The sequence below is a fragment of the Dysosmobacter segnis genome (genome assembly GCF_014297285.1).
GTDB lineage: Bacteria > Bacillota > Clostridia > Oscillospirales > Oscillospiraceae > Oscillibacter > Oscillibacter segnis.
Genome location: NZ_JACOQI010000005.1, coordinates 162,880 through 183,349, shown reverse-complemented (window position 1 = coordinate 183,349; position 20,470 = coordinate 162,880). Strand labels below are relative to the sequence as shown.

Here is a 20,470-nt window from a genome sequence, read left to right as displayed (position 1 = left end):
CGACATAGTCGTTCATTTTGTGTCCTTTCCGCTTTCAACGGAAGGGTACACACCCGCGCTGCCGGTACAGCGCCAAAAACTGTCGACCTTCATGGAACTTCCTGCGTACAGGGTGGTCATAATGCCCTACGGGGTCCATGAACGCCTGAGGTCACACCGGGGTGTGGACCTCACCGGAAAGCCGCGAGATTTGGCTTTCGCCTATCATCACTATAGGACAAATTGGAAGGTGTGTCAAGGTGGGCCAATTAAGGCTAATCACTACTTAATCTACGTGGAATGAGACCACATCTACAAACGGTTGTATGATTTTGCATACCCAAAAGATGAAATCTGTATGTGTAGACGGTGCCTTTTTGCTTATATCAGTTGTCAGATTCCTCTGTTGGAGCCAATAACATTTGCCGCAAGTGCTTTGCGGCAATGCTCAAGGGCTGATTTTTCCGCTGGAACAGGTAAATGCTGCGGGGAGTGATCGGCTCTTCCAGTGTGATGGGGTAAATTCCAGTAAATTCTGGTGAACCGTAAAGCATTTCGTGGGGGACAAAACCAATGCCGAGATTGCTGCGAACAACAGGGGGAACCTGATCGATGGTTTCGACTTCCACATCCGGGCTAAAAGGCAGCTTGCAGCGGAGAAAGAGCTCAGAATAAAAATCGTGGGAGGAGGTTCCCATCGCAAGGCACACAATGGGATACTCCGTGAGCTTGGCAAGCGTTACAGGCCCCTGTGTCAGTTCGGGAAAGGCAGTTCCGCAGATCGGAATCTCCTGAATTTCTCCCACCCGCTGCTTTTCAAGTGAATCCGGAACCACAGCCCCTTCGGACACAACCGCAAAATCAGCTAATCCGTTTTGTACGGCAGTAAGGCCTTGTGGCGTTGAATTGTTTGTCAGGTAAATGTGAACAAGAGGGTATTCCTTGCGGTATCGGGCAAGAACTCGCAGAAGGCATCCCTGTAACGCAAGTCCGCTGGCGGCAATATGTACAATACCGCCATGCAAACTTTGATCGGAAAGCAACTCATCCTCACCAGCTTCAATGCTTTCAAAGGCAACTGCAATATGCGTATAGAGCTTCTCACCCTCCGGCGTTAGGCGTACTCCCAGTGATGAACGAAAAAACAGGGCGCAATGCAGTTCAGATTCCAATCGCTTGATGATTCGGGTAACATTTGGTTGGTTATTATAGAGCGCAGCGGCAGCTCGCGAAAAACTCTTATACTTTGCGGCATAGTAAAAAACACGGTAGCTGTCATAGCTGATGTTCATATCAGGACCCTCCTTTGTGAAAAACGGTTATGTAAATTTTATATATGGAGTAGGTTTTCTTCGTATTTCACAAATGCAGAACAAGCGGATATAATTTTTTTATCAAAAAACGGCAGGAAATGCCGGTAACGGAGGAATAAACAATGGATTATGCAAAAGAATCTTTGAGATTGCACGGTGAATGGAAGGGCAAGATCGAAATGGTGACCCGTGTTCCTGTCAAAACAAAGGATGACCTCTCTTTAGCTTACACGCCCGGCGTGGCGCAGCCCTGCTTGGAAATTCAAAAAGATCCCACTAAGAGCTATGAACTGACCCGGCGTTGGAATATGGCGGCTGTTATTACGGATGGCAGCGCTGTTCTGGGGTTAGGTGATATTGGCCCTGAAGCCGGTATGCCTGTTATGGAGGGTAAATGTGTGCTGTTCAAGGCATTTGGCGATGTAGACGCATTTCCCATCTGTGTTAAAACAAAGGACGTAGATGAATTTGTGGAAACCGTCTACAATATCTCTGGCTCTTTTGGCGGTATTAACCTTGAAGATATTGCGGCACCCCGTTGCTTTGAAATTGAGCGCAAGTTGAAAGAAAAGTGTGACATCCCTATTTTCCACGATGACCAGCACGGCACTGCTGTTATTACGCTGGCGGGTCTGACCAATGCCCTGAAGGTAGTCGGCAAAAAGAAAGAAGATGTGCGGATTGTTACTTCCGGTGCAGGAGCGGCAGCCATCGCCATTACGAAGTTGTTGCTTTCCGCCGGGTTCAAGGATATTACAATGTGCGACCGCAAGGGCGCAATTTACAAGGGCCGTGAAGGGTTGAACTGGATCAAGGCGGAAATGGCAGAGGTTACGAACCTTGACCATAAGGCAGGTTCTCTTGCGGATATGCTGGTAGGTGCGGATGTATTTATCGGCGTCAGCGCACCGAACACCGTCACCACTGAAATGGTCAAGACCATGAACAAGGATGCCATCATCTTCGCCTGTGCCAATCCAACACCGGAAATTTTCCCGGATGCGGCTAAAGCGGGCGGTGCCAAGGTCATTTCCACTGGCCGCAGTGATTATCCCAACCAGATCAACAATGTGCTGGCCTTCCCCGGCATCTTCCGCGGAGCCTTTGATGTGCGGGCCAGTGATATTAACGAGGAGATGAAGGTTGCGGCGGCGGAAGCACTGGCGGCGCTTGTGGGCGATCAGCTCTCCGAGGATTACATCATCCCCGCTGCTTTTGATCCCAGAGTGGGTTCCGCCGTGGCAAAGGCTGTGGCCGAGGCTGCACGCAAGAGCGGCGTGGCCCGTATTTAAATAAGCATATACCAGATTTCCTGAAAAATCAAATCCTTTTGGGAGGGAATCACCATGTCAGAAAAAAAGGAAACCTATAAGCTGTTTAATCTTCCATGGTATTATTTTGCTGTTTTTGCCGTTGTAATTCTGCTCGCTACTTATACAGGCAGTCTACCAAAGGGCATGTCTGGTTGCTTCGCGTTCATGATCGTGCTGGGCACGATTCTCTATGAGATCGGTGAAAAGACGCCTATTATCCGTTCCTATTTAGGCGGCGGTGCCATTGTTGTCCTGTTCGGTACAGCACTGCTAAACTACTTCAACCTACTGCCGGCACTGACAAAAACGCTGGATGACGGCACCAAGATTTACAATATGGCCTGCAATTATGATTTGGTAGGCAATATTACATCTTTTTTTAAACCAACCGGCGCTTTCCTTGATTTTTATATCGCTGCACTAATTACTGGATCAATCCTTGGCATGAACAGCACCTTACTGAAAAAAGCAGCAGCACGTTACTTCCCAGCCATCTTGGGCGGTCTGATTCTCTCCTTTGCCCTCTGTATGGGAACTGCCGCCATCATGGGCTATGGCACCATCAAAGCTCTGTTGCTCATTGCTCTTCCTATCATGGGCGGCGGTATGGGTGCTGGCGCGGTTCCTCTGTCAAAGATTTTTGAGAGCTCCAACACCATGACCGCGGCAGAGGCAATCTCTGTGATGACGCCGGCTGTCGCTATCGGTAACGCCATTTCTATTGTATTTGCCGGCATTGTTGTCAAGGTCATTGCCAGTAAGAGCTGGAATGGTCAGGGAGCATTGATGCAGACTGGCACCGTAGATCCAAAGGAATTGGAAATCAGTCCTGAGATGCAGGCCAAACGTGACAAGATCGATGTGAAGAACCTCGGTATCGGTTTGTTTGTTTCAAATTCGTTCTTCGCCTGGGGTTTCATCGTGGCTAAAATCTGGTCGAAGTTTGTTCCGAGTGTCAGCATCCACGCTTACGCATGGATGATTATCACTGTAGCCATCTGCAAGATCTGCAACCTCCTACCAGAGAATATTGAGGTGGCCTGCTACCAGTGGTTCCAGTTCGTGATGAAGAACCTGACCACCACGCTGCTGGTCGGCATCGGCCTGTGCTACCTGAGCCTTGATACGGTTATTGAGAGCTTCAGCTTGACGTACCTCATTTTGTGCCTTGTCACCTGTGTCGGCGCGTTCTTCGGTGCGGCCATCGTTGGCAAGTGGGTCGGATTCTATCCGGTGGAGGCCGGTATCACCGCAGGTCTCTGTATGGCAAACATGGGCGGTACCGGCGATGTGGCAGTCCTTTCCGCGGCTGACCGCATGGAATTGATGCCCTTCGCCCAAATTTCTTCTCGACTTGGCGGTGCAATCATTTTGATTATCGGCAGCTTGCTGCTCTCCACACTGGGTTCGCTTCTGTAACAGCGCAAAAATGGGGGCGCACCGATAATAGTGCGCCCCCATGTGGTGAATTATGAAAAAGTATGCTTGTATTCAATGCGGTGCAGCGGCACAGTATCATTTTCGGGCACTGACGATTCATACATTGCACCTTCGCGAGCCGAGCGGAGAAAAGCGGGTACAGGCTGTAGGTGCTCCAGCGGAATTTCATGTATGCACTGCTTGTGCCCACGAACAGCTCCAAAGAGATTTAGGTGGCGTGTCTGCAAAAGCCATTTTCCCTTTTGTAGCCATCTTCCTTTTAGGACTGGCAGGTTCCATCGTGTTTTATAGCGGTGAGGGAGCGCTTCGACTTTGTGGTGTTGCCGCCGCAGTCGGCGGACTTTTGGGGATAGTGGGAACGGTGCGGGAACAGTTCCGTTGCCGTGAACAGTATCGCCAGTTCCCGGAGGCACAGGCGTTGGAAAACGCCGCATGGGAAGCAGCAGTCCGCTGTGCGCCCCATAAGTGTGGTGACCATGACCTTACCTACATTCCGGATACAGCGGATACGATGGCAATGAAAAATGGAGATTTGATGCTTAGCTATGAACTCCTCCCGGAAATTGCGGTGCAGGCGTGGAATATCCTGCATTCTGCACCGCAATCTTGACGCTCAAAATAACAGTTATGAGCTGTTTTTTTATAGATACCTGCTTTTTCTACTCTCTATTTCAAACAGGACAAACGGTCACTCTTTTAAGGGCGGCCGTTTGTCCTGTTTGGCGCTGTTTGGGTATATGAGTCGATAACAAAATCATATACCGTACATATCAACAAAGCATTTTTCTTATGGGTTTGAAGTCACTATAATACACAAGTCAGATAAGCAGAACGAGGTGGGCCATGAGCAGTTGCAAGTGTTCATTGAACCAAAAGGAACGCACCTCATTGCTGAGGGGAAGTGGAAAGAGGACTTCTTGCTTGAAATCGAGGATAAGGCAGTCGCAACAAAAATCTTTGTGGATGACAACAAATACAAAATCTGGGGTTTCCATTTTTTTAACGCGGATGTCCGTATGAACGAGTTTGCAAAAGATATGGAGCGGCTGTAAGTAGATAAAGATGGAGGGATGTATTAATTTGTGGTTTTCTATTTTAGTAAAGAGATCACAAATGCGGGGGGAGTATTCTTTATTTACAGCGGTGCGTTTTTTGAACGAGAAGCATAACTGCGACAGCTTCAATTTGCCACTTCATTTTTTGCAGAAACTGTGGTATGCTATTTAAGAGGTGAGGACTGTGCAGTTTCGACCGTTTGTTTATGATGCCACCAATCAGCAGTTGCCCATAGTTATTGAACCGATGACATAGCAAGATGCCGCGACAACGACAAGAGAACCGCGGTGGCAGACGGATTAGACCAGCGAGTATATCTCAAAAGGCAAATTTGAAATCTATGGACTAAAAACACAGGTTGGTGAATTGGTGGCCTTGGGAGTTTATGAGATCAGCGAAGATGTGGTCACCGTCCATATTGTCTATGAGGAGGGCTGACAATGGAAGACGCGAAGTGGTACTTCACCCACGAAACGGAAGAAGATAGATTGTGGTATCGTATCTTTTTTGCGATGTGCCAGAAATTCGGCGTGTCATGGTCGAAAGCCAGCGAAAAGCAGAAAGCTTTCATTGAGGAAATTACCCGAATCAATTACGAGAGAGAAATGGCAAAACGAAATATGACGGCGAAGCCTGTCCGCGGTTTCTTTGACGCAGAGGTGTCTGCTTGACCCACACCGTGACCCACACGGGGAAATGAGCGGACGGAAACAATGGAATAAACAGGCTGCGACCTCATCCTTTTTGGACAAAAAAACGCCGCAAAGCCTTATACAGCAAGGGCTGGAAGGCTCTACGGTGGTTGGTAAGGATGAGGTCACCAGTTCAAATCTGGTCAGCAGCTCCAGAACAACACCTGAAATCTTCGGATTTCGGGTGTTTTCTTTTGATTTCGGCAACTTTTTGAACGAATACGGTTTTGCGGATTTTTGTTGACCACATAAAATACCACAGACAGAAGCGGAGTTCCCGACATGGCATCGGGAACTTCGCGTTTCTTCTTTGCGTGATTCAAGCCGGGACTTGGGGCTGCTGCCGCTGGGCGGCAATTTCTGCTTTCATTTGGACGATCAGTTCTGCCAGTTTCTGTTCGCATTCTTTCTCACTGTGGGCGTAGACATTTCGCGCAAGGCGGTCACCGTTGGGAAGTTTGGGAGAATACCGTCCTTCCCACAGGTTTTCATTGATCTGGCTGACGCAGCCGGTGCCGGGTTTACGGCGCTGACCTTTGCAGGGTCGGAAGGTGGATGGAGATGGCTTCCCTGGTGCTGTGTCTATATCTTGGAGGGATTCTGATTTGGCGATCCCTCGGTCGATTTTCGCCGCAGCGATTTTCCTCATCTCGTCTGTGACATGAGCGTAAACATTCAGAGTTGTTGCGGTAGAGACATGACCGATAATGGTAGAGAGAGTCTTGATGTCCATGCCGTGTTCCAGAGATGCGGTGGCGAAAGTGTGTCGCAGATCATGAAATCTGACACGCTTACAGTCTGCCCGCTCCAGTATGGTGGTCAGCCGCTTGCGGACAGCAGCGGGATCTCTGGGCGAGTTATTGTTCAGCGGGGAGGGGAACAGCCATACAGAGTTTATTTCGGTTTTGTAGTTGCTCAGCACCATCAGAACAGGGGGCGGGAGGATGACGCTCCGGTTGGACGCCTTTGTTTTCGGCTCGGACACTGCCAATTCTCTCTTGACCCGGTGTACCTGCCGCTTTACCTGAAGCTCTCCGGTGTTGAAGTTTAGATCGTCCCATTGGAGGGCGCAGATCTCACCACGGCGTAATCCAGTGGACAGTTCCAGCAGGAGCAGCTCGAAGCAGCCGTCCTCTTTGGCCTGAATGAGCAGCCGCTGGATCTCCTCCGGGGAGAGAATCTGCATTTCTCTGGCTTTTGCAGAGGGGAGGCGGCAGAAGTCGGAGGGATTTTTGGGGATGATTTTCTCAGAGACTGCCTTGTCCAGCGCCGCGTGGAAGGTGGTGTGGATGCCGCGGACAGTTTGGTCGGAAAGTCCTTCGCCGTACTGTTCCTGACGAAGCAGACGGCCATTTTGTTTGAGCCCGGTGTAGAACTGCTGGATGTCGCCGGTGGTGAGTTTGTTCAGCGGAATGGGGCCCAGATTCGGGATGATATGCTGATAGATCCGCCGTTCATAGGACATCTGGGTGTTGGGGCGAAGGTATGGCTTTTTGCAGGTCTGATACCAGAAGTCCAGCCATTGGGCGGCTGTCATGGCCTGCCGGGACGGTTGCGGCTCAGATCCTTTTTGTGCGGCAATCAAACTTTTGAGTTTTTTCTCACATTCGGCCTTTGTTTTTGCCAGCACATTTTTAGTTTTGGGCAGTCCGCTGTCATCGTAGCCGATGACAACGCGGCCCTCCCACCGGCCGTCGCTTCTCAGACGGACGGTGCCGCTGCCGTGCTTTCTCTGCTTTGCCAAGGATTCATCTCCTCTCCAAGGTAATCGGTCAGGAAACCGCCCACGATCTCAGCGGCCCGCTTCTGCATATCGCCGGTGGTGTGCGTGTAGGTGTCCAGCGTGAAGCTGGCCTTTGTGTGGCCAAGGATACCGGCCAGTGTCTTGGCATCCACACCGGAGGATAGGGCATGGGTGGCGAAGGTGTGGCGTAGATCGTGAAAGCGGATGTCCGGCAGTCCAGTTTCTTTCAGTAGTGCTTTCAGGCGGTTGTATGCTGTGCCGGGGGCGATAGGCTGCTCTGGATCAAAGGGATTAGGGAATATCCATTCGGTCGGCGCTGTTTTCTTTCGCTCCCGCAGGAGTTGTGCCGTGCTGGGCGGCAGGACGATCTTCCGTGTTCCTGCATAAGTCTTGGTATCGCCTGTGGTAAGCGGTTTGCCTTTTTCTTTGTGGAGGGTGCGCCGCACATGGAGCGTTTCCTGTTTTGCGTCAAAATCCTCCCACCGCAGTGCGCAGATCTCACCCCGGCGCAGACCTGTGGTAACTGCGGTATAGAAGAAATTATGCCAGAACGCATCCTTTTCAATGACTTTCATAAACGCGTCCAGTTGTGCTTCGGTGAGGATCTTCATGGGCGCGCCGTCAAACTTGGGCGGGTCAACTTCTGCCGCGGGATTGTTGGGGATCAAGTTCTGCTCCATAGCCGTTTTCAGGGCGTGGTGCAGGGTGGTGTGGATGCCGTGGACCGTTCTGGCGGAAAGGCCGGGGGATTGTCCATCTCTGGGATGTACCCGCCCGGTTTCCTGCAAGGTGCGGTAGAGCGACCGCAGGTCGACGGCAGTGATTTTTGAGAGAGTTTTGTTTCCGAGATAGGGTTTGACATGGAGTTCAAGAGAGCGGCGATAGCCGTTCAGGGTGGTGGGACGAAGCGCAGCGGCCATGTACTCGTCCAGCCATTTGTCCAGCCAGACGGAGAGGGCCATATTGCTTTCTTCAGTCAGGTCTACGCCTTTATAGGCTTCGGTGAGCTGCCGCAGTTTGGCGGACAGTTCCTTTTGCGTGGGCGCGGAGATGTACCGGAAGATGGAGTCACCGCTGCTTTTGTGTCCCACCACGATACGGCCTTCCCAGCGGCCATCCTCCCGCTTGCGCACCATGCCGTCACCGGACGGTCTTCGTTTCGCCATTTAGTCCTCCTGTTCCGCTGGACGGCAGATGTGTTCTTCTTCCTCCAGCTCGAAGGAATAGAGCCCATCTGCCTCCAGCTCTTTCCCGCGGCGTCCATGTTCCACCGCAGTTCCTTTTGGGCGTATTCGACCTGAGAGTCCAAGTCTGGATGCGGCTGACGGTCGAAACGCTTTTGCAGGGCTTTCATGTAGTCATACATTGCGGCACCTCCTTTTGGCAACCACAACACATACCACAACTCCGCTCACAAAGCTACTGTTTTTGCAAATGTTTCTTTGACTATTGCGGCGCAAAAAATACGTTTCCAAACCTGTTCACATGTGCACCCGCATCGAGCAGCCTTTTTTCGTCGCGGGGAGTGTACTGCGCTCATCTGCCAGCAGCTCCACGCCGGGGCGGGTGGCGACGTAGCGTGTGCGCTGGGCCAGCTTCGCGGCATTCTGTCCGCCCTTGAGGTAGGGGGAGATCAGTACGATCCGGGCCATGCGTCATCCGGCTCTATGCGGCGCTGGCTCCGCACCGCGTTTTCAAAACTCACCTGACCGTTGGTGCGCTTCACCTCATCCACGGCGTAGGCCCGCAGCTCCCGCGTGTGGATGGGATCGGTACGGAAGTGCGCGGCGATGGTGTGGCACAGCATATTCAACTCCACCGCGCACTTGAAAAGAATGCGGCAGAGCCGATTGTTGTTGTCGTCCAGCGTACCCTGAATGGCGGTGAGGATGGCTTGGGAGAGGTAGGCGGTGTTGTCCTCCGTGCCGAGATAGCCCATGTAGAACCGCAGGGCCTTATCCACAAATTCACTGCGGCTTTGACAGTTATCTGCTTCCAGCCAACCGTCCATGCGGCTGATCACGCTGGGGCGCAGCCAGATCGTGGTGCTTTTCTTGTTATCATCCATAGTTCTTCTTTCCTTTCTGTGACGTCGGTCAAAATCGCCGCAAAGCCCTGCAAACACGGGACTTTTCCGGATGAGCGACTGCGATTATTTTACAAAACCGCCAAACCGACTGCGGTTTGCGTTTCCCTGAAAAGCCCCGCACTGCGGGGCTTTGTGGCCGGGCTGCGGGCGCTTGCGACTGCGGCCTTTTATCTTGTGCTTTTATCGAACGGGTAAATAGGGGGCGAAAACCTCCGAAACGGGGTACGGCCGGGAGGGAAACACCCATCCCCAAAGGCTCAGTTTTCCATCGCCGGAGCAGGATTCACCGGTCCCTTTCACACATCGCCCACAAACGCCGCAACGTTCGTTTCAAGGGGCTGCGGCGGGTACACACGCCACCCCATCTCCTAACCGCGCACACAGCGGCTCACAGGGCGAAACACGGGGCGTTTCGGATGGGGTGGTATCACTACCCTCGGAGCGTTCCACACGTTTCGGAAACCCTGCGTGGCCGGGACTTAAAACGGCAAACTTTGCCGCTTTTGGGTCTTGGTCGTGGGTGCTCCCAAAGAACGCAGAGAGCCTTCGGGACAGCGATGCGCATGATGCGCGTCGCTGTTCCGAGGCGTCGCGGCCCCGCTGGGCTGCGTGATCCCATTGCTGTTTCTCTGCACTGAGGAACTCCACGGTTTTGGTTGTCCATAATAACAGCGCACAGAGAAAAGCACACTTCGTTTTTATGCGCCGAGCTGTTCTGCCAGCTTTGCCTGCGCCTTCCGCCGCTCTGTTGTACGCTCTAATGCATTGAACTGCTGCTCGTAGTGCTGTTCCATGACTTTCTGTAAGGGAATTATCGTGTAGAGCAGATTCCCATTTTTCTTGATGCCGTTCTTTGTGATGATTTTAGTATGCTCCGTGATGATGAGTCCGCGTTCCTCCAGCAGTCGGACATAGCTTGCGACGGTGTTTCGGCAGTAGTGAAGATTTTTAGCCATAGTCGCAGTACTTGGATGACACTGGCCAGTCCTTCGGTCTGCATGACGCAGCAGGAAGATGTAGACAGCGATTGATCCACCGGGCAAATCGAAATCGAGAAGCTCGTTGGGGACGGGGAAGCAGTTTTTCACATGCTCCCAGCCAACGGGAGGTTTTGTTTTTCTCATGCGCGCTCACCGCCCTTCGTGTGCTCCTCCACCCACTGGATGAACTTTTCTTTCGGAACCACCATGCGACAGTTGATGTGCAGAGTGGGAAAATCTTTTTCGTGCATGAGTTCATATGCACTGGACGGAGCGATACCGAGTGTTTTTGCAACAAGATCTGAGTTGAGGAACAGCGGCAGTTCATCGTAGCTTTTGTAGACAGATGATTTCATTTTTGATTTTCCCTTCTTTTTTGTTTTGATTTTGATTGGCCGCACACCGTACACCTTCCTGCCCCAGACTTTCTGCGGCGTTGTCCCGTGTCGGCACGCTCCCCTTTGCGGATCTTGGCGCTGCTTCCCTCACGGTGTATGCACTCCGGCTGCGGGTATTCAGTTGTCGAGGTGTCATGAAACTTTTCACTTTCGATGTGTTCACCTTTATGTTAGAATAATTTCAAGGCGGCTTACATCAGGAAGTGATCTTTGAGGAGGTATCGGCATGGCTTCGGAATTGTACTTGATGGAGGTGGGCGATGGACGCTATTCCATCCTGCTTTGTGATGACAGGTCAATCACGCGGATGCCTGCACTGACTCCCGCGGAGACCTTGATCGCCTTTTCTGAACTGGACTATGCCGGCTACCGCAAGGCGGTGCGGTGGTTGCGGAACGAGCATCCTCTGTTTGAGGAGCGGATCGACATTCCTGTGAGCGACTTAGAGGACTTTGCCGCGGAGGCGATTTTGCTGACACCAGATTTGTGTGAGATCGATCCTGTGAGCGGATTTGTTGTGACGGACATTCTGCACCGGACTTTGCAGGCAGAGGATGACGGCACGGCGATGTTTCTGCTGGTTGCTGGACAGGAGATCCTGCGGGTGATGGAGGAACCGTTGCGTGTACAGAATTATCTTCAGAATATCATGGAGGTCACCTTTGACGGCACGGCTGGATTGACACCGGCGGAGCAGTATGAAAACCTGCGGGCGACTTACGCCGACATCGCGCGGATCTGCGATCCGGCGAAGCTGCCGCAGTTGGAAAAACCACGGTCGTTCCAGCTTCGCAGTCTGATGGAACTGCGGATGCTGGTGCTGGCGCTTTACTTCGAGCAGGACAATCAGCGGGTCTGCCGATGTGACTACTGCTGGGGCTATTTCATCCCGAAAACGAAAAAGGCCACCCGGTACTGTGACCGGGTGACCGATGGACAGAGCTGCAAACAGCGTGGCGCAAATCTGGCAAGGCTGGATAAGACTTCGGAGGATGAGGCACTTCTGGTTTGTAAAAAGCTGCGGGACAGAATGTATTCCCGCCTGCTGCGCTGGATCGACGCGGCACCTTCTGACCGTTCCAACCTGATGCACATGGACTACGAGCAGTACGACCAGTGGAGCGAGAACGCTCGGCTGGCACGGGAGGAATATGTTCAGGGGAAATTGACCGCAGAGGAATTCCTGCGAAAGATCGACACCACCCATGAACTGACAAGTTACGAGGTGGACAAGATCGACCTGCCTGATGAGCCGAGCATGTGGCAGCGGCTTGTTGCAAAGGACTTTACTTTTGACCCGGAGCGGTATTATCCGGAATCTTACGCGCATCTGAACCTGAACGATGAGGGGCCCCAGTGGAAGATCTTTTCGGCAGAGGAGCTGCGCCGCCGCGACCAACAGGGACACCAGAGCCTAAAAGAGAAATACGGGAAATGAGAAACACTCGAGGCAGGTTAAGATAACCAGCCTCGGGTGTTTTTATTGTCTTCAGCAGCGCAGAATATTGCGTTGCTATTCAGTTGTCGAGGTGTCATGAAACTTTTCACTTTCGCTGTGTTCACCTTTATGGCTGAATAATTAGAATAAATGCGAGAGAACTCGAAAAGAGTTTTCCCGCATTTATTTTTTTATCTATTTGCATGGAAAAGGAGGAGGCGAGCGGCTTGGGCAAGAGACATAAGCACGGCGGACGAAACCGCGCCTATCGTGCCGTGGCCCGCGACGTATGAGGAGGGGGCACATGAAGAAACCGAATATCCTTGACCGGGCGATCATGACCATGGCTCCCGTCCACGCGGCGAAGCGGGCGGCGGCGAGGGTCGCACTGAGCGTGATCAAAAGCGGGTACGGCAGCTACGGAGCCAACCTGACGAAAAAGAGCATGAGAGGCTGGATGTACCACGGCGGCAGCACCAAGGAGGACATCGAGGACAACATCGACATTCTGCAGCAGCGGAGCCGAGACGCTTACATGGGTATCCCAACGGCAACGGCGGCGCTGAAAACCATGCGGACGAACGTGGTGGCGGGTGGATTGATGCCTGCGCCGCAGCTTGACAGCGACTATCTGGGACTGGACGAGACGGCGGTGGAGAAGCTGCAAGCGCAGTTCGTGCGGGAGTTCGCCCTGTGGGCGGACACGCCGGTATGCGACGCGGAGAGGATGGACAACTTCTATCAGCTCCAGCAGCTCGCCTTTTTGAGTTACCTGATGAACGGCGACACCATTGCCCTGCTACCTATGAAGCATCAGGCGGGAGCGCCGTATGACCTGCGTGTGCGGCTGATCGAGGCAGACCGAGTATGCAGCCCGGACGGCTTTGACAGGCTGATGCCCTGCACGGTGCAGGGCTACGAGGTACAGAGCATCGTACAGGGCGTGGAGACCGACGCGGACGGCATGGTGACGGCATACTGGATATGCAACCGGCATCCGCTGGGCAGCAACAGCGCCGTGGACGCGGCGGGGCTGACGTGGCAAAGAGTGGAAGCCTACGGCGATACAACCGGGCGGCGGAACGTGCTGCACATCATGAGCCGCGAGCGCATCGGCCAGCGGCGGGGCGTTCCCCTGCTGGCCCCTGTGCTGGAGAGCCTGAAACAGCTTGGACGCTACACGGACGCGGAGATCACGGCGGCGGTGATCAGCGCCATGTTCACGGTGTTCGTGAAGTCACAAAACCCGTCGGACGGCAGACCGTTTGGAGAAATGATACCGGCGGAGGAGCTGATCGACAACGCCGACCAGAGCAGCATCGAGCTGGGGCCGGGGGCCATCATTGACCTGAACCCCGGCGAAGAGGTGCAGTTTGCAGACCCGAAGCACCCGAACACCGGGTACGACGACTTCACGAACGCCACCATCCGCCTGATCGGCGCGGGGCTGGAGATACCGCCGGAAGTGATGATGAAGCAGTTCACCACCAGCTATTCGGCGGCTCGCGGCGCACTCAACGAGTTCTGGCGCACCTGTAGTATGCAGCGGGATTGGTTCACGGACGATTTTTGCCAGCCGGTCTATGAGGAGTGGTTTGCAGAGGCGGTCGCCCGTGGGCGTATCCACGCGCCGGGTTTTTCACCGACCCGGCGCGGCGCAAGGCGTACACGGCCTGTGCGTGGAACGGCCCGGCACGGACGAACCTGAACCCCGTGCAGGAGGTGGATGCCGCCATCAAGCGGGTGGATGCCGGTTTCAGCACGGCGCAGGAGGAGACGGCGCAAATGACCGGCGGGGACTACAACCGCAACATCAAACTGCACATGACAGAGGCCAAGCGCAAGCGCGAGGTGGACGAGATCGGAAAAGCGCAGACGGCGGGAGAATAGGAGGAAAACAGAAATGCCCGAAAACAAGAAATTCTGGAAATTCTGCAATCAGGCAGGAAACAAGGTGGAGCTGCTGCTTTACGGCGACATTTCGCAGACGAGCTGGTGGGGCGACGAGGTGACCCCGAAGCAGTTTGCGGAGGAACTGGCCGGTTTGGGAGCGCTGGACGAGATCACGGTGCGCATCAACAGCGGCGGCGACGTGTTCGCAGCGCAGGCCATCGGCAACCAGCTTGAACAGCACCCGGCGGCGGTGACGGCGAAGATCGACGGCCTGTGCGCCAGCGCGGCAACCATACTACTGCCATCCGTATTCCTTGTGGGAGAGTGGCAGCAACGAGAACGCCAACAGCATGATCAGGCGGCGGCATCCGAAAGGCACAAATTTCTCCAAGGTCAGCGCGGCGGAGATCGCGGCCACGGAGGAATGGATTAACAACTATCCTCGAAAAATCTTAGGGTACAAGAGCTGTGAGGTCATGTTCCGGGAGTGCCTGCGAGAGATCGGACTGAGCGCGTAACAGGAAGAAACAGCACAGCAGACATTCGAGGGGAGAGGGCGTGAGCAGAGCGGAACACGGAGAACTGAATAGGAAAATACACAGGCTGCCGACCATGGGATATGACGGCAGCCATGTTGGATTGTCAAAATTAGACAAAACAAGAAGTGAAAAATTGTGCGCATTTAATGCTTGACTTTTTCCGAATTCCCAGCGCCGCCGTCCCGCCCGCGCCGCTTGAAAGGTTCCGTTTCCCGCCATCGGATTTACGTAAATTTTTCTCCCGCGCCAGCAGAATCCACAATTTTCCCGTCCGCACCGCCGTTTTTTTGGCAGCGCGGCTGTGCAGGTCGCTCACCCGGCGCGGCGGGCGCGGCGGGTTTGATGTGCAGTTTGTGCAAAAATATTGGGATTTCACAAATAACAGCAGATTTGTCCAGTGGATATTTTCAGTTCCAGCCTGTAAAATGAAACTGGAAGCTGACGCAAAGTAAGTTTCTGTTACGCAACACCAAAAAATATTTTGGAGGAGGACATCACCCTATGAAGAAGAGGTTTCTTGCACTGACGCTGGCCCTCGCCATGACGTCGGCCCTGCTGGCCGGCTGCGGCGGCTCCAGCGCTCCCGCCGCAAGCGCCGGTTCCGCTTCCGGCTCCGGCTCCGCCGCTCCGGCCGAGCCTGCCGCCGAGCTGACCGCCACCCAGAAGATCATCGCCGAGGCCGAGGGCATGACGCTGGAGGAGCTGGCCAAGAAGGCCATCGAGGAATCCAACGGCGCCACGTTCTACGGCGTGGGCAACTCCAGCCGCGGCAAGACCGCTCTGCCTCTGTTCATCGAGTATCTGCAGTCCATCGACCCCAGCTATAACATGGAGTACGACTGGCAGCAGCCCAAGAACAACAAGATCTTCGATCAGCTCACCGCCGACGCGCTCAAGCCCACCGGCACCTATGCCATGACCCTGATCCAGGACGGCAACCAGATCGAGAGCAAGATGGTCCAGCCCGGCGTGCTGGATACCTTCATCCCCAAGGACTGGGCCGACGCCAACGGCACCACCGCCGACGCGTACACCGGCTTCCTGCCCCTGCAGACCCTGAACAAGGTCTTTATGTACAACAACACCGGCTCCAAGACCTATGACAACTGCTGGGACTTCGTGGCCGAGGGCGAGCACGGCCTGTACATGGACATCGACTCCGAGATCGTGGGCAAGAACTTCCTGTACATGCTCACGGAGGATACTTACGCCGGCTGGCTGAAGGAGGCGTTTGACGCGCTGTCCGCCGACGAGCAGGCCTACTTCCAGCCCACCATCGACGCCATGGCTTCCGAGGCCAGCGATCTGGGCCTTGGTGAGAACGGCAAGTACGCTCTGGCGTGGATCAAGCTGTGGGTCGAGAGCTACAACGCCCAGACCGATGACGGCCCCATCTGCAACACGCTGGTCGACAAGTCCGCCACGGATCAGTTCGGCCTGCTGGTGTACTCCAAGCTCCGCTCCGTTGAGGAGTCCGCCACCGTCTCCGTGAACAACGTGAACGTGGCCGCTTATCAGGACGGCTACACCGGCATCGGCGGCTTCGGCTACTGCCACTATCTGTTCGTCACCGACAACTCTCCCCTGCCCTGGACCGCCTGCGCCTTCATCGCTTACATGACCTGCACCGAGGACGGCTTCTCCGCCTGGGGCAAGGACATGGGCGGCTACTCCTCCAACCCCACCGTCGCTGAGGCCATCGAGGCGACCTACGGCCACCAGAAGGGCGGCTACGTGGATGGCGTGGACACCTTCCCCGCCAAGGACGACCACGGCTATGAGTGGTGGACCAATCAGGGCAAGCTGGTGCTCGAGGATCCCGAGTACTGCAGCTCCGTGGCCTTCACCGTGGGCAGCTGGATCGAGCTGCTGACCAAGTACAGCGCGGGCTGATCGTCCGGCGCGGTACGCTGACTCACGCGTAAAAACGCCCCTGACGGGTGCTTTCATGACCGTCAGGGGCGCTTTTTCTCCAAAAATCCAGAAAAATCCAGCGTTTTTTGGTTCGCACACCGCCGCTGGCGGTCCTGTGGGAGCGGTCCTGCCGCGGCCCGCACAAGTCTGGGAAAGGAATGGTCATCTATGAACCAGTCGTCTACTGTGAGCACCGGCAGGTCCACGATCCGGCTCAACAGGATCAAAACCTACTTCTCAAAGCCCCATAATGTCATCCTGCTCATTATGGGCATCGTGCTGACGGTGACCACCGTCGCCCCCATCGTCGCCATCGTGCAGGATACCTTCAAGATCCACGCGGGCACCATCGACGCCCACCTGACGGGTCAGGCCAGCGGCTATACCCTCGTCAACTACATCGACCTTTTCACCAGCCGCCTTGCCATGAGCAACCTGTGGATGCCGCTCATCAACACGGTGCTGCTGGCGGTGGGCACCTGCGTGGTGGCCATCGTGTTCGGCGGGCTGTTCGCCTTCCTCATTACGCGCACGAACCTGTCCTGCCGCAAATACCTCAGCTCCATCTTCATCTTCCCCTACATCATGCCCCAGTGGACGCTGGCCGTGGTGTGGCAGAACCTGTTCAACTCCAACGCCGTCACCGGCACGTCCAACGGCCTGCTGGCCGCCACGCTGGGCGTGCAGATGCCGCTGTGGTGGTGCAAGGGCCTGTTCCCCAGCCTTGTGGTGCTGGGCCTGCACTACGCTCCCTTTGCCTACATCCTTATCGGTGGAATCTTCCGCAACATGGACGCCAATCTTGAGGAGGCCGCCACGATCCTGGACACGCCCAAGTGGAAGACCATGTTCAAGATCACGCTGCCCATGGTCAAGCCCGCCATCCTCTCCACCATCCTGCTGGTGTTCGGCAGCTCCATGGGCTCCTATCCCGTGCCCCACTATCTGGGCCTGACCACCCTCGCCACCAAGTACGTCTCTTTGAACTCCAAGTACACCGGCGAGGCCAGTATCCTCGCCATCATCATGATGATCTTCGGCGTGGCCATCATGTTCCTGAATCAGATGAGCCTGCGCAGCCGGAAGAACTACACCACCGTCACCGGCAAGTCCGGCCAGACCTCCAAGATCAATCTGGGCCGGGCGGGCAAGTACATCATCGCCGCCGTGCTGATCGTCATCACCTTTTTCACCAGCATCTTCCCCATCGTCTCCTTTGCATTTGAAACGTTCCTGCCCAACCCGGGCGATTACAGCTTCCTATACACCGGAGACGCCGACAACCTGACCGTCAAATGGTGGACGACGGACGAGAACATCACGGAAAACGGAATGTACGGCCAGAAGGGCATCCTGCACAACGAGACCATCTGGCACGCCTTCCGCGGAACGATCCTGGTGTCCGTGTGCTGCTCCCTGCTGGCCGGCACCATCGGCACCATGATCGGCTACGCCGTATCCAAGACGAGGCGGAGCCGATGGGCGAACTACGTCAACGCGGTGGCCTTCCTGCCGTATCTGATGCCCTCCATCGCCGTGGGCGTGGCGTTCTTCGTTCTCTTTTCCAATCGGTACGTTAACCTCTTCAATACGTACACGCTGCTCATCATCGTCGGCACCATTAAATATATCCCCTTCGCCAGCCGGGCCAGCCTGAACTCCATGCTCCAGCTCTCCGGCGAGATCGAAGAGGCCGCCATCATTCAGGACATTCCGTGGAGCAAGCGGATGACCCGCATCATCATCCCCATTCAAAAGTCCTCCATCATCAGCGGCTATCTGCTGCCGTTCATGACCTGCCTGCGCGAGCTGAGCCTGTTCATGCTGCTGTGCGTTCAGGGCTTCATCCTCTCCACCACGCTGGACTATTTCGACGAAATGGGTCTGTACGCCTTCTCCAGCGGCATCAACCTGATCCTGATCGTCACCATTCTGATTTGCAACACCCTCGTCAACAAGGTCACCGGCGCAAGCCTTGATAAGGGAATAGGAGGTTAAATCATGCCTGAGATCGTATTGACCCACGTAACCAAACGCTGGGATAAATTCTACGCTGTGGACGACCTGAATCTGGTTATCGACGACAACGCCTTCGTCACGCTGCTGGGGCCCTCCGGCTGCGGCAAGACCACCACCCTGCGCATGATCGCGGGACTGGAGACTCCCACCAGCGGCCGCATCACCATCGGCGGCCGGGTCGTGTATGACAGCGAGGCCGGCATCAATATCCCGCCCAACAAGCGCAAGGTGGGCTTCCTGTTCCAGAACTACGCCCTCTGGCCCAACATGACCGTCTACCAGAACATCTCCTTCGGCCTTTCCAATATCAAGGAAGAGCTGCCCAAGTTCGACCCGGACGCCAGCCGCGCCGCAACGCTGCTGCGCGTCCTGCAGAAGCCGGACGACGTGGTAAAGACCATCGTGGAGTGCGTGGACAAAAAGGGCAAGCTGGACGTGAACAAGGCCCAGATCAAGCTGATCGACCGCTATGAGATTTCCATCTACGCCGCCAAGACCCTGATGAGCTACAAGCTCCACGAGTCCATGGAGCCGGGCACCGTGGCGCAGGCCCGCCGCCCGGAGCTGGAGGCCGCGCTCAAGTCCGCCCGGGACAAGGCCGCCGCCGCCGGCTGCACGCTCAACGACCGCTTTGAGTACGAAAAGGACGGCAAGCCCGTCACCGCCGTGCGCAAGCTGACGCCGGAGGAGATCGACCTGTCCGTGCGCCGCGTGGCCCGGATCGTGAAGATCGGCATGTTCATGGACCGCTATCCCTCCGAGCTGTCCGGCGGCCAGCAGCAGCGCGTGGCCATCGCCCGGACGCTGGCTCCGGAGCCGACGGTGCTGTTCATGGACGAGCCGCTGAGCAATCTGGACGCGAAGCTGCGCCTTGAGATGCGCTCCGAGCTTCAGCGCCTGCACATCGACACCGGCTCCACCTTTATCTACGTCACCCACGATCAGATGGAGGCCATGACGCTGGCCACCAAGATCTGCCTGATCGAAAACGGCGTCCTCCAGCAGTACGACGCGCCGCTGGACGTGTACGCCAAGCCCAATAACGTGTTCGTGGCGGACTTCGTGGGCAACCCCGCCATCAACTTCATCGACGCCAGCGGCGCCCAGCAGTCCGATGGAACGCTGACCCTCTCCGCGCTGGACGGGATGCAGCTCTCCTTCCGTCCCAAGGAGCCGCTGGACGTGGCCGCGTGGTACGAGCGCGCGGACGCGGAGGACAAGGCCCGCAGAGACGCGGAAAACGCCCGGGCGCTGGACAAGAAGAGCGTGGAAAAGGGCAACAAGGACGTGCTGTTCCGCTATCACGTGGCCCGCGTCAACGAGACGGAGGACTTCGGCGACGAGGCGGCCCTGACCGACGGGGACTTTGTTCTCGGCGTGCGGCCGGAGTTCCTGCGTTTGAGCGATTCCGGCGCCATCGAAGGCGAGATCTACTCCGCCATGCCCACCGGCATGGAGACCACGGTGAAGGTCCGGGTGGGCAGCTTCCTGCTCACCGGCGTGGTGTTCGGCGGCGTGCTCTACCGCATCGGCCAGAAAATCCGTCTGGACTTTCAGGGCGACGGCGTGGTATTATTCAGTCGTAGGAACGGCCGGATGATCGCGCAAGGCTCTTTGAGCGTGAAGTAAATCCGCCCCGGTCCCTCGGCCGGGCGCTGTCGGG

Annotated in this window: 19 protein-coding genes and 1 pseudogene; 13 read left to right on the top strand and 7 right to left on the bottom strand. The window is 55.4% G+C overall.

The window, feature by feature from the left end; all coding sequences use genetic code 11:
* Positions 1-365: 365 nt before the first annotated feature.
* Positions 366-1,271, bottom strand: a complete 906-nt coding sequence (locus tag H8Z83_RS07490) for a LysR family transcriptional regulator (RefSeq protein WP_187014450.1) — start codon at positions 1,269-1,271, stop codon at positions 366-368.
* Between the two features lie 143 nt (positions 1,272-1,414).
* Between H8Z83_RS07490 and H8Z83_RS07485 the strand changes: the two genes are divergently transcribed.
* The 6 genes from H8Z83_RS07485 to H8Z83_RS07460 all read left to right on the top strand — a co-directional run bounded on the left by H8Z83_RS07485 (position 1,415) and on the right by H8Z83_RS07460 (position 6,037).
* A complete protein-coding gene (locus H8Z83_RS07485; protein ID WP_187014449.1) occupies positions 1,415-2,584 on the top strand; it encodes an NAD(P)-dependent malic enzyme in 1,170 nt (389 codons plus the stop codon).
* A gap of 54 nt (positions 2,585-2,638) precedes the next feature.
* Complete coding sequence (locus H8Z83_RS07480; protein WP_187014448.1) at positions 2,639-4,024, top strand: 2-hydroxycarboxylate transporter family protein; 1,386 nt, start codon at positions 2,639-2,641, stop codon at positions 4,022-4,024.
* A gap of 52 nt (positions 4,025-4,076) precedes the next feature.
* Positions 4,077-4,655 carry a hypothetical protein gene (locus H8Z83_RS07475; RefSeq protein ID WP_187014447.1) on the top strand — a complete coding sequence of 193 codons (579 nt, stop codon included), beginning with the start codon at positions 4,077-4,079 and terminating at the stop codon, positions 4,653-4,655.
* A gap of 226 nt (positions 4,656-4,881) precedes the next feature.
* Complete coding sequence (locus H8Z83_RS07470) at positions 4,882-5,097, top strand: hypothetical protein (protein WP_286148441.1); 216 nt, start codon at positions 4,882-4,884, stop codon at positions 5,095-5,097.
* 444 nt (positions 5,098-5,541) lie between these two features.
* The gene (locus H8Z83_RS07465; protein ID WP_187014445.1) at positions 5,542-5,772 is read left to right on the top strand and encodes a hypothetical protein; all 231 of its coding nucleotides are present in this window, start codon (positions 5,542-5,544) and stop codon (positions 5,770-5,772) included.
* Between the two features lie 25 nt (positions 5,773-5,797).
* A complete protein-coding gene (locus H8Z83_RS07460; protein WP_187014444.1) occupies positions 5,798-6,037 on the top strand; it encodes a hypothetical protein in 240 nt (79 codons plus the stop codon).
* 75 nt (positions 6,038-6,112) lie between these two features.
* Here H8Z83_RS07460 and H8Z83_RS07455 read toward each other — a convergent pair whose 3' ends face one another.
* The 6 genes from H8Z83_RS07455 to H8Z83_RS07430 form a co-directional block, all read right to left on the bottom strand.
* Positions 6,113-7,537, bottom strand: coding sequence for a tyrosine-type recombinase/integrase (locus H8Z83_RS07455; protein WP_187014443.1), 1,425 nt, complete (start codon positions 7,535-7,537; stop codon positions 6,113-6,115).
* On the bottom strand, positions 7,495-8,703 hold the full coding sequence (locus H8Z83_RS07450; RefSeq protein WP_187014442.1) for a tyrosine-type recombinase/integrase: 1,209 nt from the start codon (positions 8,701-8,703) through the stop codon (positions 7,495-7,497). The genes H8Z83_RS07455 and H8Z83_RS07450 overlap by 43 nt, the downstream gene beginning before the upstream one ends.
* 315 nt (positions 8,704-9,018) lie before the next feature.
* Positions 9,019-9,189, bottom strand: a complete 171-nt coding sequence (locus H8Z83_RS07445) for a hypothetical protein (RefSeq protein ID WP_187014441.1) — start codon at positions 9,187-9,189, stop codon at positions 9,019-9,021.
* A complete protein-coding gene (locus tag H8Z83_RS07440; RefSeq protein ID WP_187014440.1) occupies positions 9,171-9,605 on the bottom strand; it encodes a hypothetical protein in 435 nt (144 codons plus the stop codon). Before H8Z83_RS07440 ends, H8Z83_RS07445 begins: the two co-directional genes overlap by 19 nt.
* Positions 9,606-10,324: 719 nt before the next feature.
* A complete protein-coding gene (locus tag H8Z83_RS07435) occupies positions 10,325-10,750 on the bottom strand; it encodes a helix-turn-helix domain-containing protein (protein WP_187014439.1) in 426 nt (141 codons plus the stop codon).
* Positions 10,747-10,962 (bottom strand): helix-turn-helix domain-containing protein, encoded by a 216-nt coding sequence (locus H8Z83_RS07430; protein WP_187014459.1) that lies wholly within the window; start codon positions 10,960-10,962, stop codon positions 10,747-10,749. The genes H8Z83_RS07435 and H8Z83_RS07430 overlap by 4 nt, the downstream gene beginning before the upstream one ends.
* Before the next feature lie 268 nt (positions 10,963-11,230).
* Between H8Z83_RS07430 and H8Z83_RS07425 the strand changes: the two genes are divergently transcribed.
* The 7 genes and pseudogenes from H8Z83_RS07425 to H8Z83_RS07400 all read left to right on the top strand — a co-directional run bounded on the left by H8Z83_RS07425 (position 11,231) and on the right by H8Z83_RS07400 (position 20,436).
* Positions 11,231-12,442: a hypothetical protein gene (locus tag H8Z83_RS07425; RefSeq protein WP_187014438.1), complete on the top strand. Its 1,212-nt coding sequence runs from the start codon at positions 11,231-11,233 to the stop codon at positions 12,440-12,442.
* Between the two features lie 304 nt (positions 12,443-12,746).
* Positions 12,747-14,150, top strand: a complete 1,404-nt coding sequence (locus H8Z83_RS07420; protein WP_243184816.1) for a phage portal protein — start codon at positions 12,747-12,749, stop codon at positions 14,148-14,150.
* A gap of 5 nt (positions 14,151-14,155) precedes the next feature.
* Positions 14,156-14,332, top strand: a complete 177-nt coding sequence (locus H8Z83_RS19535; RefSeq protein ID WP_243184814.1) for a hypothetical protein — start codon at positions 14,156-14,158, stop codon at positions 14,330-14,332.
* A 296-nt stretch (positions 14,333-14,628) separates the two neighbouring features.
* Positions 14,629-14,853: pseudogene (locus H8Z83_RS19530) on the top strand (transposase); the annotation flags it as partial.
* A 522-nt stretch (positions 14,854-15,375) separates the two neighbouring features.
* Positions 15,376-16,767, top strand: coding sequence for a hypothetical protein (locus tag H8Z83_RS07410; RefSeq protein ID WP_187014436.1), 1,392 nt, complete (start codon positions 15,376-15,378; stop codon positions 16,765-16,767).
* 189 nt (positions 16,768-16,956) lie between these two features.
* Positions 16,957-18,786, top strand: a complete 1,830-nt coding sequence (locus tag H8Z83_RS07405; protein ID WP_187014435.1) for an ABC transporter permease — start codon at positions 16,957-16,959, stop codon at positions 18,784-18,786.
* A gap of 3 nt (positions 18,787-18,789) precedes the next feature.
* Entirely contained in the window at positions 18,790-20,436 is a 1,647-nt protein-coding gene (locus H8Z83_RS07400; protein WP_187014434.1) for an ABC transporter ATP-binding protein, read from the top strand.
* The last annotated feature ends 34 nt before the right edge of the window (positions 20,437-20,470 follow it).

Bases quoted from the DNA above. Each gene is read 5' to 3' on its own strand.
- H8Z83_RS07490 (WP_187014450.1), bottom strand. From the start codon at position 1,271: ATGAACATCAGCTATGACAGCTACCGTGTTTTTTACTATGCCGCAAAG.
- H8Z83_RS07485 (WP_187014449.1), top strand. From the start codon at position 1,415: ATGGATTATGCAAAAGAATCTTTGAGATTGCACGGTGAATGGAAGGGC.
- H8Z83_RS07480 (WP_187014448.1), top strand. From the start codon at position 2,639: ATGTCAGAAAAAAAGGAAACCTATAAGCTGTTTAATCTTCCATGGTAT.
- H8Z83_RS07475 (WP_187014447.1), top strand. From the start codon at position 4,077: ATGAAAAAGTATGCTTGTATTCAATGCGGTGCAGCGGCACAGTATCAT.
- H8Z83_RS07465 (WP_187014445.1), top strand. From the start codon at position 5,542: ATGGAAGACGCGAAGTGGTACTTCACCCACGAAACGGAAGAAGATAGA.
- H8Z83_RS07460 (WP_187014444.1), top strand. From the start codon at position 5,798: ATGAGCGGACGGAAACAATGGAATAAACAGGCTGCGACCTCATCCTTT.
- H8Z83_RS07450 (WP_187014442.1), bottom strand. From the start codon at position 8,703: ATGGCGAAACGAAGACCGTCCGGTGACGGCATGGTGCGCAAGCGGGAG.
- H8Z83_RS07445 (WP_187014441.1), bottom strand. From the start codon at position 9,189: ATGGCCCGGATCGTACTGATCTCCCCCTACCTCAAGGGCGGACAGAAT.
- H8Z83_RS07440 (WP_187014440.1), bottom strand. From the start codon at position 9,605: ATGGATGATAACAAGAAAAGCACCACGATCTGGCTGCGCCCCAGCGTG.
- H8Z83_RS07435 (WP_187014439.1), bottom strand. From the start codon at position 10,750: ATGAGAAAAACAAAACCTCCCGTTGGCTGGGAGCATGTGAAAAACTGC.
- H8Z83_RS07430 (WP_187014459.1), bottom strand. From the start codon at position 10,962: ATGAAATCATCTGTCTACAAAAGCTACGATGAACTGCCGCTGTTCCTC.
- H8Z83_RS07425 (WP_187014438.1), top strand. From the start codon at position 11,231: ATGGCTTCGGAATTGTACTTGATGGAGGTGGGCGATGGACGCTATTCC.
- H8Z83_RS07420 (WP_243184816.1), top strand. From the start codon at position 12,747: ATGAAGAAACCGAATATCCTTGACCGGGCGATCATGACCATGGCTCCC.
- H8Z83_RS07410 (WP_187014436.1), top strand. From the start codon at position 15,376: ATGAAGAAGAGGTTTCTTGCACTGACGCTGGCCCTCGCCATGACGTCG.
- H8Z83_RS07405 (WP_187014435.1), top strand. From the start codon at position 16,957: ATGAACCAGTCGTCTACTGTGAGCACCGGCAGGTCCACGATCCGGCTC.
- H8Z83_RS07400 (WP_187014434.1), top strand. From the start codon at position 18,790: ATGCCTGAGATCGTATTGACCCACGTAACCAAACGCTGGGATAAATTC.